Raw genomic sequence first — 20,800 nt, forward strand, 5'->3', positions numbered from 1 at the left:
AACGATAAAAAATCGACTAAATGGGTAGATTATCTTGTTAACTCCATATTTTGACCTGATGTTCGAGTTGCCGCACCGAAAAGCCCCCTGCAGTATACTCCGCCGGTTCGACGCCATCGGTAGTGACATAACATACGTAACATGGATGCATTTTATCGATAACAGAATCATGATGTGGCAAAAAGACGGCGATTCCGGGGCTCTTGGGGCTTTCCGATATCTGATAGAGGCGGCGATGGTGGCATTGGTCGTGGTTTCCGGTGACCAGTTGGTCCGGACAGGACGACTTGCCGGTATTGCCAGACAGTTACAATGTCGTTATATTCACGGCCAACTAAGAGACCCGGATTACTATTTCAGATGATACCAATTCGACCAAGGCGTCCCCAATTCGACTCTGAAGCAGCCGAAAAATTGCTCAGTGAGTTGTATGGACTCTCAGGCGTCGTAGAGGAATTGCCCAGCGAGCGAGATCGAAACTACCGGATAACCACCCAGACCGGCGTGGGTTATGTACTCAAGATCGCGAACGTCAACGAGGCCGGAACCAACCTGGAATTCCAGAATGAAATGCTCGATCGGATAGCAAAGAGTGATATATCTTCCTATTTCCCAACCGTTGTTCACTCGCAATCCGGCCAGATGATGCAAACGACAGAGGGGCGCGACCAAGAACAGCACTGGGTGCGTCTTCTCACCTTTCTTGATGGTCAGCCGTTGTCACAGATAAAGAACCGTGCTCCCGAACTCATTAGTTCGGTCGGTGATTTGTTGGGACGAATGGATAGTGTCCTGACAGGTTTTTCTCACCCTGCGGCCAGGCGAGAATTCTATTGGGATTTGGCCGGAGCGGTCGAGACGATCAAGTCGCTTCAATCGAATTTGCAGAGTCCCAGGAAAAAGGAACTGATTGATTACTATCTTTCATTGTACTCAGAGGTTGTGCGCCCACATCTGTCCCATCTTCGAAAAAGCGTCATTCACAACGACGCCAACGACAACAATATACTGACCGGGCTGGTAGAGGATAAAGCTACCGGTCTCAGCTTCAGGAGAACAACGGGCCTGATCGATTTTGGAGATGCCGTCTTCTCTCACACCATCAACAATCTGGCCGTGGCCGTTGCCTATGCTATGCTCGATGTTGATGACCCGCTTCATGATGCCGGCTTTCTGGTGGCCGGATACCATCAACGGATGCCGCTTGACGATTCGGAGTTCGCAGTTCTGTTCGTTTTGGCGTGTGTGCGTTTATGTCTCAGTGTTTCCATTTGTGCCTATCAGCAAAAACTGGAACCGGAGAATGAATATCTCAAAGTCAGCGAACAACCTGGCTGGGCTCTGCTTGAACGAGCTTGCAGGATAGGTCCCCACTTCGCAGGCTGCTATCTGCGTAATGCATGCGACTATCCACCCTGTCTCGAATCGGACGGGGCTGTAGGCTGGTTGAAACCATACTCCCGTCGTCGGGATGACAAATCGCACGATCGGATATTGAGTGAGCGAGAGAGTCTGATAGGTTCTTCGTTGAGTGTTGCTTACCGGGAGCCTTTGAAGATCGTGCGGGGATACCTTCAGTACCTCTGTGACGACAAGGGTCTCAGATACCTGGATGCCGTGAACAACGTACCGCATGTCGGTCACTGTCACCCTAAGGTCGTGGCGGCCGGACAAAAGCAGATGGCGCTGCTCAATACCAACACTCGTTACCTGCACGCTTACTTGACCGAGTACGCCGCTCGCTTGACGGCAACTTTGCCGGGTGACCTGTCGGTCTGTTACTTTGTTTGTTCCGGGTCGGAGGCTAACGAGTTGGCCATTCGCCTGGCCCAGGCTCACACCGGAGGGAGTGAGTTTGTAGTTATCGACGGCGCCTATCACGGCAACACCGGTCTCTTGGTCAACTTGAGTCCGTACAAGTTCGATGGACCCGGCGGCAGCGGTGCGCCCGGCTTTGTGCATAAGGTGCCAACACCTGACTGTTTTCGAGGAGAGTATCGTGGCCATGGAATCGATCTGGCCCGCAAGTATGCCGACCACATCAAAGATGAAGTAGCTGAGATTGTATCCGGTGGTAAAAAGACTGCAGCCATGCTGGCCGAGTCGGTGATGGGCTGCGCCGGCCAGATCGTCTTCCCCGATGGCTATCTAAAGGAGGCTTACGAACAGGTGAGAGCGGCCGGAGGTGTGTGCATTGCCGACGAAGTGCAGATTGGTTTTGGCCGAATCGGCTCACATTTCTGGGCCTTCGAAACTCAGGATGTAATTCCCGATATCGTTACTTTGGGAAAACCTATCGGCAATGGGCACCCGCTCGGCGCCGTTGTCACCACGCCCGAAATTGCGGCCTCGTTCGATAACGGCATGGAATACTTCAATACTTTCGGAGGTAACCCGGTGTCGTGCGCAATCGGCATGGCCGTCCTGGACGTCATCGAACAAGAACGCCTACAGGAAAACGCCCAGAAAGTCGGCAGCTATCTCAAGGAAAGATTGGCCGAACTCATGGATCGGTTCGAGGTCGTTGGTGATGTGCGTGGCCTGGGGTTGTTCATCGGCGTTGAATTGGTCGTTGATCGAGAGACCCTGAAACCGGCCACGTCACTGGCTGCGTTGGTGATTGAAAAAATGAAAGATGCGGGTGTTCTGCTCAGCAGCGACGGGCCGGATGAAAACGTGATAAAGATCAAACCTCCGATACTGTTCAACTATGACAACGCCGACCGCCTGGTTGATAGCCTGGCGAAAACCCTCGACGGCGCCTGCTGAGAATATAGCTCCGGGGTCGCGCCGTTGTGGCCGGCCGGCTCACCCGAACCTAACGGTGCGAACCGCTTACTGAAAAGTCACCACGACCGAGTCGCGCACGGAGACGTCATCCTCGGCGAATACAACCACCTCGTATGTTCCGGCCGTACCTATAAAGATCTCTGCCCAGGCGATGCCGAAGCTGTCAGATTGCACTTCACGCCGCAAGGCCGATACCTCGGAGCCATCAGCCAGGTTGCGTGTCAGGTAGGTAATCCGATTGCCCTCCGATGGCGTTCCGATGCCGGAGAAAAACTCAAGTTCGGCCGTAAGCAGTATCCGGTCGACACCGTTGGCGGTGGCCGTGAAGCGATCGGGGATCAACTGGATGCGCTCAGGTAGCGCCCTGGTAAAAGTAATCTCCTTTGTTTGAACGAAGCCGTCCATCTTCACTGCAATCGTGTTGACGCCGAATCGGGTGGTCGAAACCAGACTTACATCATCGCAGGAACCGGCGACACTAATAGACACCTGTCGACCTTGCTGATTGTCGTCGCTCTCCCCGCCACTGATGCGATAGAGTCCGAACTCGGTCGTCAGGGTCGCCGTGGAGCCTTCGGGCGTTTCGTCACCCAAACATATATGCACCACCGCATCGGAGACGCCGTCGGCAGGGATGCTGGTTGGTGTCACGTCGAAACTAAAAATCTCCGTCTCTGAAAGGGACTTGGGGTCTCTCAATGAACAGGAGGCAAGCGTTGCGGCGATGACGCACAAAACTGCGGTCATCCGCCATCGGTGTATTGATAGAGTGGTTTTCATAACTTTAGCAATCAATTGTTACCGCAATTCCGCTGACGTGGTTACAGCCCGACCGGGTTTGGCCCTGCACCATTACTTGCTCGAAATAGGTGTCCCCGGCCGGTTGACAGGCAATCGTTGCTTTCACGGCAAACGGGACAGCGACGTTCTCCGGTAGATCAAACCAGTCTGAGCACTTGCTGTCATTGGAGTTCGCGTCGCTAATCCGACATGCGTTGGTATTCGTGAGCGACGCGCAGACTTTACCCTCTGTTGCGTGATTCGCTTCCAGCGTACCGGTAATTGTGAAGCTAACTCCGCACGAGGTATTGTACTCCACTGGATTGACGGTCAGAGTCACTATCTTCTCTATAGCCGCGCCGTTTTGTCCATTAGGGGCCGTCACTTGTCACCTCCTTGAGTTTATTTAACAGGTCCGCATCAAAGTCAAGACTCAGCCACAGCGCTGCTTTCTCGGAGTCCCTGTTGCTGGCCAGCGGGTTGAGGCTGGGTTGCTTGAAGAACACAGCGCCAATGGTGATACCGAAGTTGGGGTTTATGTCATATCCAAGTCCGATTACGGGGAAAAAGCTGCCGAATGATTCGAGCTGCTGTCCGCGATAACGGAACTCGTTGGAGAGCAGTCCTCCCACCACCAGAGATATTCTCGAACGACCCGTGGGATAAGGGTCGGGGAGGGACCGGTCCACCAGTTCAAAAAGACGGAATTTCAGTGCGGTGTAGGTAGTCCCTTCGATCTCAGCGCTGCCGTGACCAGTCGAATTGAGTACGGCAAAACCGCCCCCGATTACGGTGCTGATGCGAAGTTTGTCGATCTCGGCCTTGGCTGCCGATGGGTCGGAGGTGACCAGTATCTTCGCCTCGGGGAGGTAATAGTCGTCCAAGAGACTTTGCAACTCAGTCCTAATCCCCGCCCGCTTCTGTTCGATGAGTTTCTCATAGTTTTCGATAGTCGTTTGATTTGGACGGGTTTGCTGCAGCTCAAGCTTCAGGTTATCCAACGTAAGCTTCAATGGCCCGTACAGTTTACCAATCCTTTTCAACTCGGTGTTTGTTGCCTGCAACGGCTGGCTCCCAAGCTGAACATCACCGTTCGCAGCCACCTCAGCACCGGTGAAGCTTCCGTATTGAATAGCTGATGCCGGAACGGCGCCAACAAGCTGCTCGGTCAATGCTAGCTCGATATTTGGCAACAAAGTTACAAGGGTGAACTTGAAATCATTCGTCTTGCCAAGTTCGGTTAGGCGATTCTCTACGGCCGAAGAGATGCGAACGAGGCTTCTGGGGTCTGTAGGCACTTTGATCAAGAACTGAAATGTGAACTCGAAATCGGCGTGGATCGGCGTCAGGGGACCTACGGCGATCTTGAATTCACTGTCCTTTTCGCTGCTTCGAATCCAATAGCCGCCGGGCGGCGTCTTGCCTGAGCCGCCAGCCTTCGACTTCCGCTCGATCTTCAGCACCACCGCATCCACCGGCCCGGCATACAAAGGGAGAACTCCCGTAATCTGGAACGGCTTGTTGTAAGGCACCGACGTTTTCGAAAAAGTGTGGCCGATCAACTTGATGGTCTGTAATTCATCCGCCCGTGGACGTTCAGACGGTAAGACAGAATAAAACAGCAGCGCTACCATAAGACTGCCGGCAAACCTTAGGTTCATAGTATTCTCCCATGATAGTGTTCAGTCGCATCCAGTGATTGCGTCCAGATCGCGTTCTTCTCAATCCTGCGGAGCACGGACGCTCTCGATACGAGCACGCTGCTGCGCTCAGACCTCAAAGTATAGAAATCGCCACCTGTTTGTCAATACTCTTTAGGGGACGAGAATCACGTCTATGTGAAGTGTCAGTGAAGACCCTGTTCCGTCCTTTATATCAGCTATTAGCTCCGCTACTCTGAGCCTTATACGAAACGATTGGATGATCCATTTGAAAGTGGATATAACAAGTACGTGGTCTGTCCACATTAGCACGCACTCCTTCCGGGCATACTCCCGACAGAACTCGCCGCTACCGTCGTCAACAAGATGCACAACACCACCAGAGGCATCAACAGCCGCGATCCGTACACCTTATGCAGAAATATACTAAGACATTCACGTTGGAGCTTTAGGGAAGGCTGGCTATATTCATAGTAGAACCTGATTCCCCGAGGCCACCGCCGTTTAATAACGGTCTGTCGCGCTTATTGACGTCCTGTCGCGTTCAATAACAGTCTGTCGTGTGCGAAACCAGGACACCATTCGGGGGCCGACTCGGGGAGGTTGAGCCAGATGAATGAATAAAACCAACCGCCAACTCTTTGAACAAGTAAAACTCGGGCACCAACCGGCCTGGAAAGAGTTGGTGGCACGATATGAACAGGCCGTGATGGGCGTGGCCATGCGGTGCGGTCTGGACAGAACCGACGCAGAAGATTGTGCGCAGATGAGCTGGCTGGCTCTCTACAGGAATCTCAACTCCATCCGTGACCCCGACAAGTTGGGTGGCTGGCTTATAAGAACCACCCGCCGAAACGGTGTGCGCATGGCCAAACGACTGGCCTTGACAAGCAAGTACGCAGAGTCGGACGGTGTGATGGAGATGGATCAGTATTCCAATGAAGAGGTGACCAAACTCGAACTACAGGTGCATCTTCAGTACGCTATCAACCAATTGGACGATCGTTGTCAGAAACTACTGCGAGCGCTATTCTTCTCACCCAAGGGAGATTCCTACAGCGAAATCGCACGCCGGTTGGACATATCGCTTAACAGCATCGGCCCATTCAGATATCGATGTCTTGAAAAACTGCGTCGCATTCTGAAAGAATGTGGTTTTTTGTAGTACGGATTTACTCATCCGGCGCCTCTTCAGGTTGGATCGGGTAAAGTCGCATTGGAGCGGCATCATAAAGACACAGCAAGTCTCATGACCTGATCCGGCCGATGACCATAGGAAAGGTATTCAATGGAACGCAAGACTCGTCACCCGTCCAGACAACGCATGATAGAGGCCGCTGAAACGGGCGTGGTTGGCTTTCGTTCACACTTGGTCGAATGCGACTCGTGCCGTACCCTGTTTGACCTGCTCTCGAAATTCCCATCAAAAGGTGTCCGGGAGCTACACCATTCATCACCGAGTCTTCTGAAACGGATCGAAGCCATTCCATCCAACTACAAAGCAAAACCCGACATACCAATTGTGGCCGGATGCATTATCTCCGACTCATGGAGCCAGGTGGCCTCCGCCCAGCTTAGAGACGTAGCCACCGACGTTACCCGACGACTGGTGCTGCGGGCAGGGCAGATTGATCTGGAGTTGTCGGCCGAACGTCATCTGGGCAAATGGGAATTCGCCGCCCGAGTGTATGACCACCGGAAAGCTACCGCTAAGTTCGTGATCAAAGCGGGCGCCCGCAAAGTACAGGCGGGAGAATTAGGTTTCTATTGTTGGTCGTCCAAACGTCCGCCCGGAAAGATCGGGCTACTGCAAAACTCGCATCTTATTGAGTTTGAGGGCCTGTCATGGTGAGGTCGGATAAAAACACGGATGTTGTGATCCGCGTGTTCCTGTCCTCGGGTGATACTCGCGGCGTCGATCCGCAGGTCCTGGCCGACGGCATCGACCAGAAGATAAGGCTGCTCGCTCAAAGTTCGCTCAGATCAGCCTTGGTTATGGCGCGAGATTTCGTGAAACAGTCGAAGGGCCGGCCGCCGGTTCTGCTGAGTACCGCCCTTAGATCGTTGGGAAGGGTTTCTCTTGCGGCCAGCGATTATTCCGGAGCACGGAAGGCATACTTGCAGGCCCGGAAAATGTTGCAGCACGACTGGCTGGTGCGGGGACAGGTAGACAGAACGCTCATTGACATATATATGTATCTGGACGATTACCGGTCGGCCAAGCGGCATGCCAAAGCGGCCATGGCGACCTTCCAACGCCACCGAGCGTTTCAGGAATTGGCCAAGACAAAAAACAACTACGGCAATCTTTTCCACCGACAAGACCGTCACCGTGAAGCCAGTCGAATGTATGATCAGGCCTATCGGGTTCTTCGTAAGGGCAAAGACAAGCTGTCCACGGGGCTTTGTTGCTATAACCGGGCCAACACGCTGGTTCAACTTTTTGATTTCACCGCCGCCAGGTTGCTATATGAAGAGGCGGAGAGGCACTTTGAAAAACTGAGTTACCATCTGTATGCCAATGAAGCCAGGTACGGACTGGCCTGGCTCTCGATGCTGGAAGGTGACTATCATCTTGCCCTTCAGGCTTTGTCCGAATGCGAGCACAGTTACAAAAAAGCAGGGCGCAAGAAAGGTGTGGTTCTTTGCCAGCTTGACCGGGCTGAAGCGTATCTGGGGCTTAATCTGTTCGGCGACGCGCGGGATACCGCCCGCTTGGCCGAAAGGAACGCGCGCAAATTGGGTATCGAGTACGAGTCGGCCAAGGCGGCCTTTTTCTGCGGCAAGTCGATGGTTGGCCTGGGCAGAGGCCAGGCTGCCAGAAAAGCGCTCGAACGAGCTGAAAGCGGATTCACCAAAACGAGCAACGCAGGATTTCAAGCGGCTGTACATTTCCTGAAGGCTCAGTTGGAGTCTTCAGATAAAGAAGTTGTGGCCAAGCTCCGGTCGGTCAGTCGAAGATTCGCAAAGTCTGAGTTACCGCTTTGGGAGGCCATCTGTGATTTTCAATTGATGGATCACTGCCCCGACGATCTCACTATTACGCGCCGCGTTTCCAAAAACCCTGCCATCAAAGCGGTTCCACACCTTAAGGCCCATTGGCAGACGCTCCTTGGAGATCGCGAGGCTGCTAACGGACATGCCGGTAAAGCGAGAAAACACTGGCGTGTTGCCGTCGATATACTGGATGCCGTGCGCGCGAAACTTCCGCCGGTGGAAATGCGCAGTGGCTTTGTACGCCATCGGTGCGATCCTTACCTTAGGTTGATTGAGTCAGAACTCACTACGAGACCGGTCCGCGCGGCGGCCTGGTCTGAAAGATACAAAACGGCCGGTCTCTGGGCGGTGCCGCCGGAAAACCTCGAAAACGACCCGGTTCGACAAAAGGCCGAGCGAAGCCTGGTGGATCTGGCGGCCAGAGTGACCGCCGTCGCTGGTCGACCCGAGCCTTCTCCCAGCCGGAGTTTAGCAGGATCGGCCCAGGGTCAGGGAGCCTTGAGAGCTTTGCAGGCCAGGGTTCGTCACGACCTCAGCGCTATTGAACGACAGGCTCGCACCGATCATGTCGCCTTCGGCTCGTTGCTAAAACATATTGAAGAAGTATCTCTAAAAAAGACGCTGGTGCAATTTCTCTTCCAGGCCGATGAGTTGATCGCTTTTGTCCACCAGCGTGGACAGTCGAGAGTGTGCCGCTTTCCTCACGGTCGACGCATGGTCGAGGAGTTTGTGTCCTGCTGGAATTTTGTAGTGGCGCGTGAACAACTCAACCGGCGGGCCGGCAGTAAGGCGTCGCTTCAGGAAGAGCGGCAATTGCTTGAGCAGCTTGGCCAGAATCTATGGGCGCCCATGGAGATCGGCGCCCGAGAAAAATCGGTGGTGATTATCCCCGACGGCAGGTTGGCCAATCTGCCCTGGCAGGCTTTTAGATGTGAAGGAGACCATTTGATCGCCCGCCACCGGTTGACCTTCAGCCCAAGTTTGCTTCACCATGTCCAGGCAAAAAAGAGACGTATCCGTTCAGACAGGATCGAACTATTCGTCGGTCGCACCGACGATCTCAGGAATGCCCGCGCCGAAGTCCGGGTGCTCAAGGAGATGGGCAACGGATCGGTGGTGGTGCGCGATCCATGTCGCCGCGCCGATTGGCCGGACAAAAGTGAGGCGCGCCTGTGGCATTATACAGGGCATGCTCAATGGAGACCGGATAATCCGTTCTATTCATCGTTGACACTCGCAGATGGTCCCTTGTTTGCGGCCGACTTCAGGCTTAAGAGAAACAAAGTGGGCTTGGTCGTCCTGGCCGCCTGCCGCACCGGTCGCACCTCGGTGTTGCCCGGCGACGAGGCGGACGGTTTGGTGCGATCGCTCTTGGAGATGGGTGCGAAAAGTGTTTTGGCCAGCCATTGGGCGGTGTCCGATCGGTCTACCGCTTATTGGATGAGGCTCTTTTATAATAGATTACGGACTGGCGAGACGGCCGCGAACGCAGCCACCAAAGCCGCAATAGAAGTCCGAGAGAAATACCCTTCAGCTTATGATTGGTCCGCCTTCTCAATTTCCGGTGCGGGCTAGGGAGAAAAATGATATGTGTTATCGGTTATACAAGAAACTCGTAAGTGTCATGCTGGTGCTGACCGTCGGAATGGCCTTGGCTGCGTCCGCCAACGCATTGCGATATGAACCGAACGAATTGGTCATCAAGCTTCAGGAGGGTCACTCCATTGAATCCATAAACCAACAATTCGGCACCGGCGTCAGCCAGCACCTGGCCCAACTGGACATCTATCTATTGTACTGTTTTGCGTCCGAGGGTTTGGATTCACTTTCCGCCGAGATAGCTGCGCTGCCGGAGGTGACTTTCTGCCACCCGAACTACCTGATAGACCCATTGCAACCGGTTCAGGGAAGTTTGCCCATTACCGACCTGGCCGGAGAAGGGGACTACTGGGGGCAGCCGGCCGTGGACTTGCTCAACCTCGAAGGTGCTCACACCATATCGACCGGAGCCGAAGTAACGGTTGCGATACTGGATGGAGGTATTAATTACAATCACCCTGAACTAGCCGGGTCGGTCAGTTCCGGATACGACTATGTCGACACCGACGCCGACGCCTTCGATGAACCGGGCGGTGCCAACAGCGGGCATGGCACTTTTGTGGCCGGCGTGATGCACCTGGTCGCACCGGACGCCGATATTCGCGCCTATCGCGTGACCGATATCGAAGGTGAGAGCAACGGATATGTCGTCGCCGAGGCTATCTTACAAGCGGTCGACGACGGATGCCGCGTCATAAACCTCAGTATGGTGACAATGGACGAGCACGAGGCACTAAGGGACGCCGTTGAGTATGCCATGGACAACAATGTTGTCACGGTCGTGGCCGCCGGCAACCTGCAACTGGACTCTGCCTGTTATCCGGCCAGTGACGGCAACACCGTGGCCGTGGCCGCGGTTGATTCGCTGGGCGAATTGGCTGATTTCTCCAATTTCGGCGACTACGTAGATGTCTGCGCTCCCGGCGTTGAGATTTACGCGCCCTATCAAGGTGATGCATACGCCTGGTGGGGGGGAACCAGTTTTGCCTCGCCGTTTGTAGCCGCCGAGGCGGCCTTGCTTATCTCGATGGCGCCGTCCCTCACCTGGAGCATGATCACCAACGCAATAATCGGCACCGCTGTCGATATCGATGAATATGGCAGCGGCGCCGGCCTGATCGACCCATGGACGTCGTTGCAGCAAACATCCGGCAGTTCGTGCGGAGAATTGACCGGCGATGGAGTAATAAACGTCCTGGATATGTTGGCCATCCTGACCTACCTACTTGACGGTGACCCTCCTCCGGATCCTTTGTGGGCAGCCGACATTGACAACGTGCCCGGTATCACCAACAACGACTTTCAGACGATGGTGGTTTTCATACTCCAGGGCGGTGATCTGCCGACATGTACGCCGCCACCTGACACATCGTTTCCGGCCTCGGCCGATACCCTGGAGGTCAGAAACTACACGGCTGACCCCTACCAGAGCAACCTGACAATGGAACTGTGGTTGGATGCTGCCGCTCCCTACGCCGGTCTGTCTTTCCCCTTTTACTTTTCCTGCACTACGTCCGCTGTCACGCTGGACAGTATCACTGTTGAGGCGGAGGCTGAGGACAAACAGAGCCGGATAGACAATGTCTCCTCCGGAGCGGTGATCTTCCTCAACAACTTCTTCCTGGTATCACCCGCCGGTGAACAGAGGCTCGCGTTACTCCACTTCACTTTTTCTTCAAGCCTTCCGGTCGAGCAGACTGTGTTGATTCAGTCGGCTGCCTTTCCGCCGAGCAACGTAAGTGTGCTCTCCAGAGTCGACGGATATGGTCCCACTACCGGAGAGATACCGGTGTTCTTCAGTCCCGACGCCGATGGTGACGGCATTAATGCCGACACCGACAACTGTCCGTTCGTGTATAATCCCGGTCAGGAGGATGTCGATTTTGACGGGCTCGGCGATGTATGCGACAACTGTCCAAGCAACGCCAATGCGGGGCAACAAGACGCCGACTCGGACGGTGCCGGTGATGTTTGTGATGTCTGTCCGAACGATTCGCTGAACGACGGCGACGGAGATGGCTTCTGCGTCGATGAGGACAACTGCCCGATAGTCTATAACCCCGGTCAGGAAGATGCAGACGGCGACGGCCTAGGAGATGTTTGCGATGCCTGCCCGAACGATGCCGAAAACGACGCCGATGGCGATGGTTTCTGCGCCGATGTTGATATCTGTCCTGACGATGCCAACCCTGGACAGGAAGACGGCGATGGTGACAACTATGGCGACGCCTGTGACAACTGCGCGACCATTGCCAACGCCGACCAACAAGATTCCGATTATGACGGCGCCGGTGACCCCTGTGATATCTGTGACGGGGCGGACGACTTTGCCGACTCCGACTCCGACGGTATTCCCAACGGTTGCGACAACTGCGTCAATGTCTACAACCCCGGCCAGGAAGACTCCGACGGCGATGGTTACGGTGACGCTTGCACCGACGGTATCTGCGGTGATATCAACGGCGAATCAGGTTCGGGCGGGCCTATCGACATAATCGACCTGGTGCATCTTTTGAACTATCTGTACCACGACGGCGCGCCGCCGGCCAGAATGTGGGCCGCCGACCTGGACGCAGTGCCGGGTATCACCAACAATGATGTCGCGACCTTTGTCGCCTGGTTCTTCAGCGGCACCCCGGCACCCTCCTGTGCGGTTGTTCCGGACAGCAGTTTCCCTCTCTCCGGTGACGTTCTGGAATTGATCGGCTACCAGGTTCCGGCCTTTGACGGTTCCGCTGTAGTCGAACTGTGGTTGAACAGTTCTGATAGTACCGTGGGCATTGCCTTCCCGTTCTCGTTCAGTTGTGCAACTTCCCCGGTCAATCTGGATAGTATTGTCGACCACACCGCCCTTGGAATTATCAACAGCAACCCCATCTCCAACAGTACCGGCCGCGCGCTGTATGGCGCTTCGGCAACCTTTGAGGGACTACCTCCCGGGCGGCAGAAGATTGCTTCGCTGCACTTTTCGGTGACGGCGTCGTCCGAAGCACAGGACATTATATTCGACACAGTTCTGTACCCACCGTCCAACACCATTGTCCTCAGCAGGCCTGGTTCCGAAGCTGAAGCGGTCGGCGTCATTCCGACTCTCAGTTTCACCGCCGCCCATCCGGACGACGACGGCGACGGGTATGACAATTCGGTCGATAACTGCCTGGCCGTGCCCAACCCCGGTCAGGAAGATTATGACAGTGACGGGATCGGCGATGTGTGCGACAACTGTCCCAGCATGGCCAACGCGACCCAGGCTGACACCGACGGCGATGGCATCGGCGACGCCTGTACTTTCATGACCGCCACGGCCTCCGGACAATCGGTCGAGATCAGTCTCCACAATGTCACTTTAACCTTCGATAATGTGACGGCGCCCGGCGAAACCGAAATGACTCTGACCTCAACGGGACCGGCTGCGGATTCCGGTTTTATGATCCTGCCATCGACCTTGGCCGAATACTGCAATCTTACAACCACCGCAGCCTACGACGGCATGGTCGAGATTTGCATCACATACGACGACTTGATCCTTCAAAAGCTGAATGAGAATTCCATCGACCTGATGCAGTGGTCAGGCGCCGCCTGGTCAGACATCACGGTCTCTTTGGATGCGGGGAACAACACCATCTGCGGCACGGCCTCGTCTTTGTTGCTGGACGTGCTGGCTATTCCCCTTGGCGGGTGCTGTGTCGAGCGTGGTGACATAAACCACGGTGATGGCGGCGTGGCCGTTGACATCGCCGACCTGGTCTACCTGGTCGACTTCATGTTCTCGGCCGGTCCTGCACCGCCTTGCACTGATGAAGGTGATGTAGACGGTAGTGCCGGGCCGATCGACATTGCCGACCTCGTTTATCTTGTCGACTTCATGTTCAATGGTGGCGCCGTGCCGCCGCCGTGTCCGTAGCTTGTGCGTGAAAGTGCGTAGAGGCACAGAAGCGGAGTAGGTTTTTCCTTCTCCGCTTTTTGTGTGGGATTGACAGTGCGCATTTGTCCTCCCGGCGGGTCACAGTACAAAACGAGTAGGCCGCCTCAAACCTTGTTTGGGGCGGAAACCTCCTACGCCTTCAATCGCTTGGCGATTTCAGTGTTCATCAGCCAGCCCAACATCGGCTCATCCGGCTTGCCGCTTTGAGTCACGAACACGTCCTGACAATTTGGAACGGCGTCCATCGCATTCTTGGCGTCATCGATTGTGTGGTCAATCGACACAAAGGCCAGAGAATTCTCGACCATCGCCCGCATGTTATTGAACTCCAGGAAGTCCGTCAGTGACTTTTTGAGCACTTGGTCGGCGGTCGAAGCACCCTTGTCAACTCGTGAAATGAACTTGAACAAGAGGCTTTGATGCACAATGTACTTCACCGCATCGTTTTCGAGTATAGGGATCCGTGTCACCACCCCCGCAAACAAATCGTTCAGTTTTCTGAGCGGCAGAACATCTTCGTTCTCGTCTTGTGTGAGGTGCAGTGCCGTAATCGATTTTGTCGGCAGCATCAGGTCACTGACGTCTTGCACATCACCCAGTTTATTGGCTCTCTCAGCATCACCTTTGTCATCGGACGTTTTGAAGAGAGCTTCAAACACTTCGCGAAGTTTGTCCGCCGCCTTTTTGGAGAACATGCCCGCCAGTCCGGACAAGGCTCCGACACCATACGGGCTCATGTTGGGGTCGTCCGAACCCATGGTAGTTAAGAGTATTCCGCCACGCACACAGAAATATAGAATTATGGAAATCGCCGCGCCGATAAACGGTCTTAGAACATACCACCAATACCAGCTTTTCGTGAGGCTCTTGTTGCCCACGTAGGTCGCGAAAGAAGTGGCGGCGTGGATAATACTGCCCAGCGCACCGGTGAGGATCACGAGAAACAGCAACCGGCATTCACGGAGAACTTGAAAGTCATCACAGAACACCGGAGCACGATCTGCCCAGGCAATTCCTGTCCATCCGTCAGGGACATACCACAGTTCCAGGATGCCATAGATGAGAGCGACCGTCATCGCCATCATATACACGCCGAGCCAAAACTTGCCTGTGCGCCAGTTCACCATGCCTACCTCCTCCGAAGATTAGCCATTACTTACTGATCCCGGTTTGGCCGGAGCTATCCACATGCAACAACAACCAACCCCGACCCAAAAGAGACCTCTCTATCGCACTAACGTCTGACTCTGAAAAATACCACAACGTAAGGCACGGCGCAATAGGCCAGCAAAGCCAGAAACATCACGAAAAATTGAGTATCCTGCCAGATGTAGGGCATCGCGTTGGGATCGGTCTGAAACTGTGCCGCGCTTCCCAGCCTGATCGGCGCCGGCCATTTGATCAGGAATATCACCGTCGTTACAGCTCCCACGGCCAGGTAGACCGGTCGGATCAGATGCCCCTTCCCGGACACAAGCCATCTGAAAGCCAGCCAGTTTCCCAGGTAAGCGGCCAACACAAGGCCGATCAAGTAGAGCCCGGCCAGCAACGAAAGCAGACCATCCCCCCTGAGTTGCTCCGCCTGCAGGCACCAGTATTGGGTTTCCCAGGCCGGCCAGGCACTGAAAAAAACGGCAATCACCGGCGTGAGAAACAAGGCCGCGTAGATCACCGACAGGTTCCTGAACCGACAATACGCCAGCCGCGACCTCTCAGGCGAAGCACTGTGCTCCGATACAATATGGCGGCGTCCCAGGTCGACAAACAGAGCGCCGGTGATAAAGGCTACCTGTACATCGGTAGGTACAACCATGATGCCTCCTCAGCTTGATTCACACATTGTCCAGGTCGTAACCGATTCTCAGCCTAATCTGATGCCATTCCTCATCCATCAAAAGGAAGTAGCCGAACAGCCTGTACTTGTACACGCCGGGGTCCGCGGCCGGATCAAATGGCTTGTGGACTTCTGTGGCATACATCAGATGTCCCAGATAGAGTCCATCGGCTATCGCAACCAATTCGTCGATGCAGTAGCGGTCCGGCTTTATCGTTTTCAGGTTCGGCCAACGGTAATTGAAGTTGAAGATTGTCTTTCCCTTGCAGGTGGGATTTATCGATTTGGCCTGATGGGCTATGAAGAAGAAATTCTTAAGGTCATAGCCGTAGGTCATAGCCTCTTCAGCCGTAGCCGGCTCGGTCCAGATGCCGCCCACCTTCATGAGCTCACCAACGAACTTCTCCTTGCTGGTTCTGAGCGCCTGCGTATTGGCACCCCAGAAGGTAGGTATCTCACCGGTCTCTTTTCCATCGGTGATGTCCCGAAGGCGGTTGTCTGGAATGTCCTCAAACGACTTGCCGGTCCAGGTGCTGAAATGTCGCCCCAAAAAACTCCAGGCTCTATTAAGCACATTGACATCGAAGAACTTAAGCAGCCCCGCCGAATGCCAACTGACCAGAGCGCCGCGGAAGAACCCTCGCACCTCGGGGATACCTATCCCGCGGTTGAACAGTTCCTGCAATTTCACGAAGTAGGGTGAGTCGTTGTCGCAGTTCTGCTGGAGTTGGTCGGAATACTCCTGCAAAAGATGCATGATCGTCGGCTTGTCTCTCATGTCGTCGTTGATCGTGGCCATAATCTCATCGTTACACCCGGCCGAAGGCGTTTCCTCGAAAGTAAAGGTCGAGAACTTGGGCAGTTTTATCGACGCCGCAACGTCGGGATCGACCAACCCGGGCGCCGTCACCGGAATCTCCAGATATGAAAACAGCCGTCGCGCCTCGGCATTCCATGACCTGTCCCACAGCAGGAAATACCCGAAGTGTTGGTAGTGATGATCGGAGTTGGGTCCGGCCGGGTCGTAGCCCCTGAGTATCCGCTTGGTGGCGAACAGGAGTTGGCCGAGGTAGAGTCCATCGGCCACCTGCACCAACTCGTCGATCAGCCAGGTCAGAGGTACGTTGTTGCCCAGGTGCTTGAAGCGATAGTTCAATTGGAAGACGTTTCGATCCGACCCGGGATATACCGAGCGGTTCTTGTAGGCCAGGAAATGCCCGCCGTTTTTCTCGTAACCGTAGTTCTTTTGTTCTTTCTTGGGTGCTGCGCCCAGGCCCATCCACCAGTTCATGAAATAGTAGGAGACGATGTTGAGCGGTTGATGGTCGATTCTGTTGAAGTGGTTAATTCCGCGGTAGACTTTACCGTCGGGTCTATCCAAGCCCAGCGTTGATTGATTGGCCTGAGCTGCGGTCATCGCAGAGAAACTCTTGCCCACCCAGGGGCACTCATCCTGAAGCGATACGCCCCACAGCAAGCCGATCAAGTTGCCGTATTCCGACAGGGCACCTTCCTGGTCGCCGGTGCGTAACCCGATGGGAATACCGTAGTGATGACCCTCCAGGTCATCCAGGTCTTGGCCGACCTCGAAAAGTTTGGCCAGCTTCTGGATTTGGGGGGCATTGTTGTCGGTGTTGATGTTGAGTTCGTCCCAGTACGTTTTTAGCAGGTCCAGAATGGAGTCTCGGCCCTGCATGTCGGACTGAATCTCACCCAGAAGTTTATCGTTGGGATCGTGATCCGGTCGCAGGGTCCAGGTGCTGTACTTTTTCAAGCTCTCTGGGTCGATACCGGTCATCCAGTGACCGGCCTCATCATGAACAATTGATGCGCCGACCAGGGTGGAATGCGAGATGTCCACATTGATCTCCACGTCGCCTACCGCGTCGCGGAGCGTATCCTGGCGTGTCGACTTGAGCCGTGCTCCCGCCTGACTTTTCACTATCAAGTACAAGTCCGGCTTATCGCGCAAGAATGCCGGTCCCTCTGCGGCGGTCCAGCGGATGGAAAAAGTGCCATCGTCGCCGGTAGTGGTGCGTCCAATCAAGTCGTCCTTGAGAAAGTCGGCATCAAAAGCCTCGACTTTCAGGTTGGGCAAACCCTTTTGGTTCTCTTTTTCTCTTACCGTTCCGGTAATGGTGACAGACATTATTCTCCCTCCATGACATCAATGAGTGAGAGACATCATTGCGAAATCCGTTTCTTGTATCAACCTCTCATTTGAGAGGGTTCTATCATTCGTCGTCTTCGATTTCCTTCTTGAGCAGGTCGGCTCGGACCGAAACAGCTTTGGCCGCCCTTTGAGAAAACTCACGCCACGGGTCTTCGTCTGCTTTGACACAATTGGCGATGTTCTCATCCAGCGGATTCGCCTGACCTTCCTTTTTGATGGCTCCCACCTTTACGGCCGTTCCCGTTTGGTTGTCAGACTCATTGTACATGCGAAGCGAGGCAACATTCAGTGCATCATCGAGCAACACCACGGCGGCGCCTATAACGGACCTTCGTTCAACCTCGTCAACCACCCATCCGCCGGTGTTGAAGATACTAACTGGTTTGTTATAGCCGTTGAAAGACATAGCAGCTTCAAACGGTTTATGAGTATGTCCGAAGATGAAGGCGGTATCTTCGGGGAACTTCATCTTCTCGGATTCGCACTGTAACGGCAGCGGCCCTTCGAGGTATTCCGCCAGTCCTTTCTCGGCTCCGGGGCTCAGAGGTTTTGTGGTCTGTTTGCGCTCATGACTGGAGAAGCGATCGGCGGCAAAGTTGAACAGCGCCTTGAGTATTTTGGTTTCAGCCCAGTTTCCCAGGATGGTGTGGATATCTTTCTCTGCGAGGTTTTCAGCAAGATCCCCCAGGGTCCGTTTGAGACCTTTCTCAGTTCGTATCCGTTTGTAGACCATCTCGACATCTTTACCGACTTCACCCGAACGGCCCAGAGTTGACCAGAAAAAATCTATCCAGGCAAAATTCTCCGCCTCGATATCCCAGATGTGTTTGGGTTTGACTCGTTTGGGCAGAATACGTGTCTTCAGTGTGCTCATTAATATATAGAGTGACTCAATAAAGTGACCGTGCGTAAAGACGACTGCCCGGTCTTTGTCCGGACTGAGCAAAGCGTAGTTTGGATATACCGCTCGGACCGTGACGTCTTTGCAGGGTTTATGTCTGCGAATGAGTTGGGTCAGAAAGTAAGATTGAACCTTCGGAGTTGTAAACAGAGGTGTCGTATGGTACGGCCTGGGCAACTTTGTTCCGGCCTTGAGAGACTTCACATATTCCACGTACTGGCTCTCGCGGGCCATCTCCCACAGGTGATGGTCATGATTGCCGGGGATGAAGACGATTTCCTTTTCAAAAAGCTGTTGGTTGCTATCCTCCGGCATCACCAGCTCGATAAAGCGCTCGAAAACCATGGCCGCATTGTTGGTGGTAGTCAGAGCCAGCTCCAAAACGTCACCGGCCAGGACGAGAGTCGGTTTGGTGGTTTGGTTCTGATTGCCGGCCAGTAGTGTTCTCAGACAGGTCACCAACTGTTCCATGACCGGGCTCGGTTGCGTCGGATCAGGTTCGCCGCCCTGCGACAGATTGGTCAGCAGGCTGCCCTTCTCACCAAAGTGCAGATCGGACATACACACATAACGAATATCAGACATCAGGATTCTCCTTACCAAGGTTTCCTATCGTACTTGGCTGCGGTCCCTATTGTGGCAGCGGAACCGCTCTTTGTCTTCTTCTCTGGACTAAACTCCGTAGCTTCTCGTAAATCGCTTTTTCATCAGCCGGTTTCATGAACGTTTCAGGCAACGGCGGAACCTTGTGTCCGAGTCCTGCGGCCATCTCGATACCCATGGGGTTATAGGGAATCATTGTGACGTCGACGGCCCCGGCATCGGCCAGCAACTCGACAATGGCCGACAGGTTCTCATTCGAGTCGGTTATCCCCGGTATCAGCGGAATTCGTGGATGCACTTCCACCCCCGGTTCACTAACGAGGCGGCGAAGATTATCGAAGCTCAGGTGATTCGATCTTCCGATGTATTGGCGATGCGTTTCCGGATCGGCAATCTTCACGTCGAAATATACGGTGTCCACCCATGGCATGATTTTCCCCTTGAATGATTCATAATCAAAATCGCCGGATGTTTGCACGGCGGTGTGCACCGAGTTCTGTTTCAGCGATTTCAGCAGAGGTCCAACAAAATCAGGATACATTGTACACTCACCGCCGGAAAGTGTGACGCCTCCTCCCGAATGGCGATAGTAGTGATAGTCAAGCATCAGAATCTCGGTCAGGGCTTCAACCGAATAGGCCTTCCCGACAACTTCCAGGGCACTGGAGGGACAGGCGAGGGCACAGTTTCCACAACGGCTGCACCTGTCACGATGGATGCGTCCCACCATGGCCAGGTCGATAGCGCCGTGGCGACAAGCCTTACCGCAGCTTGCGCAGCCGATGCATCTGGCCGCCCTGAAAACGATCTCAGTTTCCGGATTCTGTGTCTCCGGGTTCTGACAGAACATACAACTGGCCGGGCAGCCCTTAAAGAACACCACGCTGCGGATACCCGGACCGTCCTCAAGGCTGTGCCGCTTGATGTCCACCACCAGAGGTTGTTTGTTCTGCCCAGACACCTAAGCCGCACCAAGATTATGGGCCAGGTCGCGGACCACTATATCAAACTGAAGTCTGTGGACCAAGTCTCTGGCCATGAATCCGAATTTGTACAGCAGATTGAGATTCCCGCGCACCTCAACCTCGTTTTTCAACAGCGAATTGAGAATGTCCTGGTCTTTGGAGAACAGAAAGACCAGAATGGCTTCGGTATCTTTGAAGGTTACCTTGATCTGCCAGTCGGAGATCGCCTTGGCCTGGTACTTCATGTTCTTGCCACCAAAGGTAGCCGAGGCCGTAACCTTTCCGTCGGCGGTCGTGAACAGGTAGCGACCATCAAAGCCGACAATGTTCCTGCGATACTGTTTGTTGAGATGAAAGCACAAACCCATTCCTCTCAACAACAGCCCCAGAAAATCCACGGTGAGCTTGTCGGTCAACTGCTTCCCCAGACCCTTGGTAACAGTTCTGAGTAGGGCCGTTCCTGCTTTGTCTGAAAACAGGTGGGGGATGGGTCTCAGAACTATGCGTTTCAATAACGAGAACATCTATATCCTCCTAACTCTATAGGCGGTTGGACGCACATCCCGGTGGGA

General features: G+C 54.3%; 15 protein-coding genes. 6 read left to right on the forward strand and 9 right to left on the reverse strand.

Going from position 1 to position 20,800, the window contains the following annotated elements:
- Positions 1-34 precede the first annotated feature (34 nt).
- Together OEV49_14980 and OEV49_14985 are read left to right on the forward strand one after the other, a co-directional pair.
- Complete coding sequence (locus tag OEV49_14980) at positions 35-364, forward strand: hypothetical protein (GenBank protein ID MDH3892376.1); 330 nt, start codon at positions 35-37, stop codon at positions 362-364.
- Positions 361-2,769: an aminotransferase class III-fold pyridoxal phosphate-dependent enzyme gene (locus OEV49_14985; GenBank protein ID MDH3892377.1), complete on the forward strand. Its 2,409-nt coding sequence runs from the start codon at positions 361-363 to the stop codon at positions 2,767-2,769. The genes OEV49_14980 and OEV49_14985 overlap by 4 nt, the downstream gene beginning before the upstream one ends.
- A 66-nt stretch (positions 2,770-2,835) precedes the next feature.
- Here OEV49_14985 and OEV49_14990 read toward each other — a convergent pair whose 3' ends face one another.
- Genes OEV49_14990 through OEV49_15000 form a run of 3 tightly spaced genes read right to left on the reverse strand, consistent with a single transcriptional unit; the run spans position 2,836 to position 5,231 of the window.
- Positions 2,836-3,537, reverse strand: coding sequence for a hypothetical protein (locus OEV49_14990; protein ID MDH3892378.1), 702 nt, complete (start codon positions 3,535-3,537; stop codon positions 2,836-2,838).
- A gap of 37 nt (positions 3,538-3,574) precedes the next feature.
- Positions 3,575-3,955, reverse strand: coding sequence for a hypothetical protein (locus tag OEV49_14995; protein MDH3892379.1), 381 nt, complete (start codon positions 3,953-3,955; stop codon positions 3,575-3,577).
- Complete coding sequence (locus tag OEV49_15000) at positions 3,942-5,231, reverse strand: hypothetical protein (GenBank protein ID MDH3892380.1); 1,290 nt, start codon at positions 5,229-5,231, stop codon at positions 3,942-3,944. Before OEV49_15000 ends, OEV49_14995 begins: the two co-directional genes overlap by 14 nt.
- Before the next feature lie 616 nt (positions 5,232-5,847).
- Here OEV49_15000 and OEV49_15005 point away from each other — a divergent pair.
- The 4 genes from OEV49_15005 (at position 5,848) to OEV49_15020 (ending at position 13,731) form a co-directional block, all read left to right on the forward strand.
- Complete coding sequence (locus tag OEV49_15005; protein MDH3892381.1) at positions 5,848-6,396, forward strand: sigma-70 family RNA polymerase sigma factor; 549 nt, start codon at positions 5,848-5,850, stop codon at positions 6,394-6,396.
- A gap of 123 nt (positions 6,397-6,519) precedes the next feature.
- A complete protein-coding gene (locus tag OEV49_15010) occupies positions 6,520-7,083 on the forward strand; it encodes a hypothetical protein (GenBank protein MDH3892382.1) in 564 nt (187 codons plus the stop codon).
- The gene (locus OEV49_15015) at positions 7,077-9,803 is read left to right on the forward strand and encodes a CHAT domain-containing protein (protein ID MDH3892383.1); all 2,727 of its coding nucleotides are present in this window, start codon (positions 7,077-7,079) and stop codon (positions 9,801-9,803) included. The genes OEV49_15010 and OEV49_15015 overlap by 7 nt, the downstream gene beginning before the upstream one ends.
- 13 nt (positions 9,804-9,816) lie before the next feature.
- Positions 9,817-13,731: a S8 family serine peptidase gene (locus OEV49_15020; GenBank protein MDH3892384.1), complete on the forward strand. Its 3,915-nt coding sequence runs from the start codon at positions 9,817-9,819 to the stop codon at positions 13,729-13,731.
- A gap of 152 nt (positions 13,732-13,883) precedes the next feature.
- On the opposite strand, the gene OEV49_15025 is transcribed toward OEV49_15020, so the two are convergent.
- From OEV49_15025 to OEV49_15050, 6 genes are all read right to left on the reverse strand, one after another.
- A complete protein-coding gene (locus tag OEV49_15025) occupies positions 13,884-14,879 on the reverse strand; it encodes a hypothetical protein (protein ID MDH3892385.1) in 996 nt (331 codons plus the stop codon).
- 107 nt (positions 14,880-14,986) lie between these two features.
- Positions 14,987-15,565, reverse strand: coding sequence for a hypothetical protein (locus OEV49_15030; GenBank protein ID MDH3892386.1), 579 nt, complete (start codon positions 15,563-15,565; stop codon positions 14,987-14,989).
- Positions 15,566-15,584: 19 nt separating this feature from the next.
- Positions 15,585-17,735 carry a carboxypeptidase-like regulatory domain-containing protein gene (locus OEV49_15035; GenBank protein ID MDH3892387.1) on the reverse strand — a complete coding sequence of 717 codons (2,151 nt, stop codon included), beginning with the start codon at positions 17,733-17,735 and terminating at the stop codon, positions 15,585-15,587.
- Positions 17,736-17,820: 85 nt separating this feature from the next.
- Positions 17,821-19,245 (reverse strand): metallophosphoesterase, encoded by a 1,425-nt coding sequence (locus OEV49_15040; protein ID MDH3892388.1) that lies wholly within the window; start codon positions 19,243-19,245, stop codon positions 17,821-17,823.
- A 46-nt stretch (positions 19,246-19,291) separates the two neighbouring features.
- On the reverse strand, positions 19,292-20,224 hold the full coding sequence (locus OEV49_15045) for a glycyl-radical enzyme activating protein (protein MDH3892389.1): 933 nt from the start codon (positions 20,222-20,224) through the stop codon (positions 19,292-19,294).
- Positions 20,225-20,752: a hypothetical protein gene (locus tag OEV49_15050; GenBank protein MDH3892390.1), complete on the reverse strand. Its 528-nt coding sequence runs from the start codon at positions 20,750-20,752 to the stop codon at positions 20,225-20,227.
- Positions 20,753-20,800: the final 48 nt, after the last annotated feature.

The sequence above is a fragment of the Candidatus Zixiibacteriota bacterium genome, from assembly GCA_029860345.1.
Taxonomy (GTDB): domain Bacteria; phylum Zixibacteria; class MSB-5A5; order GN15; family FEB-12; genus JAJRTA01.

Bases quoted from the DNA above. Each gene is read 5' to 3' on its own strand.
- OEV49_15035 (MDH3892387.1), bottom strand. From the start codon at position 17,735: ATGTCTGTCACCATTACCGGAACGGTAAGAGAAAAAGAGAACCAAAAG.
- OEV49_14985 (MDH3892377.1), top strand. From the start codon at position 361: ATGATACCAATTCGACCAAGGCGTCCCCAATTCGACTCTGAAGCAGCC.
- OEV49_15050 (MDH3892390.1), bottom strand. From the start codon at position 20,752: ATGTTCTCGTTATTGAAACGCATAGTTCTGAGACCCATCCCCCACCTG.
- OEV49_15010 (MDH3892382.1), top strand. From the start codon at position 6,520: ATGGAACGCAAGACTCGTCACCCGTCCAGACAACGCATGATAGAGGCC.
- OEV49_15000 (MDH3892380.1), bottom strand. From the start codon at position 5,231: ATGAACCTAAGGTTTGCCGGCAGTCTTATGGTAGCGCTGCTGTTTTAT.
- OEV49_15020 (MDH3892384.1), top strand. From the start codon at position 9,817: ATGTGTTATCGGTTATACAAGAAACTCGTAAGTGTCATGCTGGTGCTG.
- OEV49_15040 (MDH3892388.1), bottom strand. From the start codon at position 19,245: ATGTCTGATATTCGTTATGTGTGTATGTCCGATCTGCACTTTGGTGAG.
- OEV49_15015 (MDH3892383.1), top strand. From the start codon at position 7,077: ATGGTGAGGTCGGATAAAAACACGGATGTTGTGATCCGCGTGTTCCTG.
- OEV49_14990 (MDH3892378.1), bottom strand. From the start codon at position 3,537: ATGACCGCAGTTTTGTGCGTCATCGCCGCAACGCTTGCCTCCTGTTCA.
- OEV49_15005 (MDH3892381.1), top strand. From the start codon at position 5,848: ATGAATAAAACCAACCGCCAACTCTTTGAACAAGTAAAACTCGGGCAC.
- OEV49_15030 (MDH3892386.1), bottom strand. From the start codon at position 15,565: ATGGTTGTACCTACCGATGTACAGGTAGCCTTTATCACCGGCGCTCTG.
- OEV49_15025 (MDH3892385.1), bottom strand. From the start codon at position 14,879: ATGGTGAACTGGCGCACAGGCAAGTTTTGGCTCGGCGTGTATATGATG.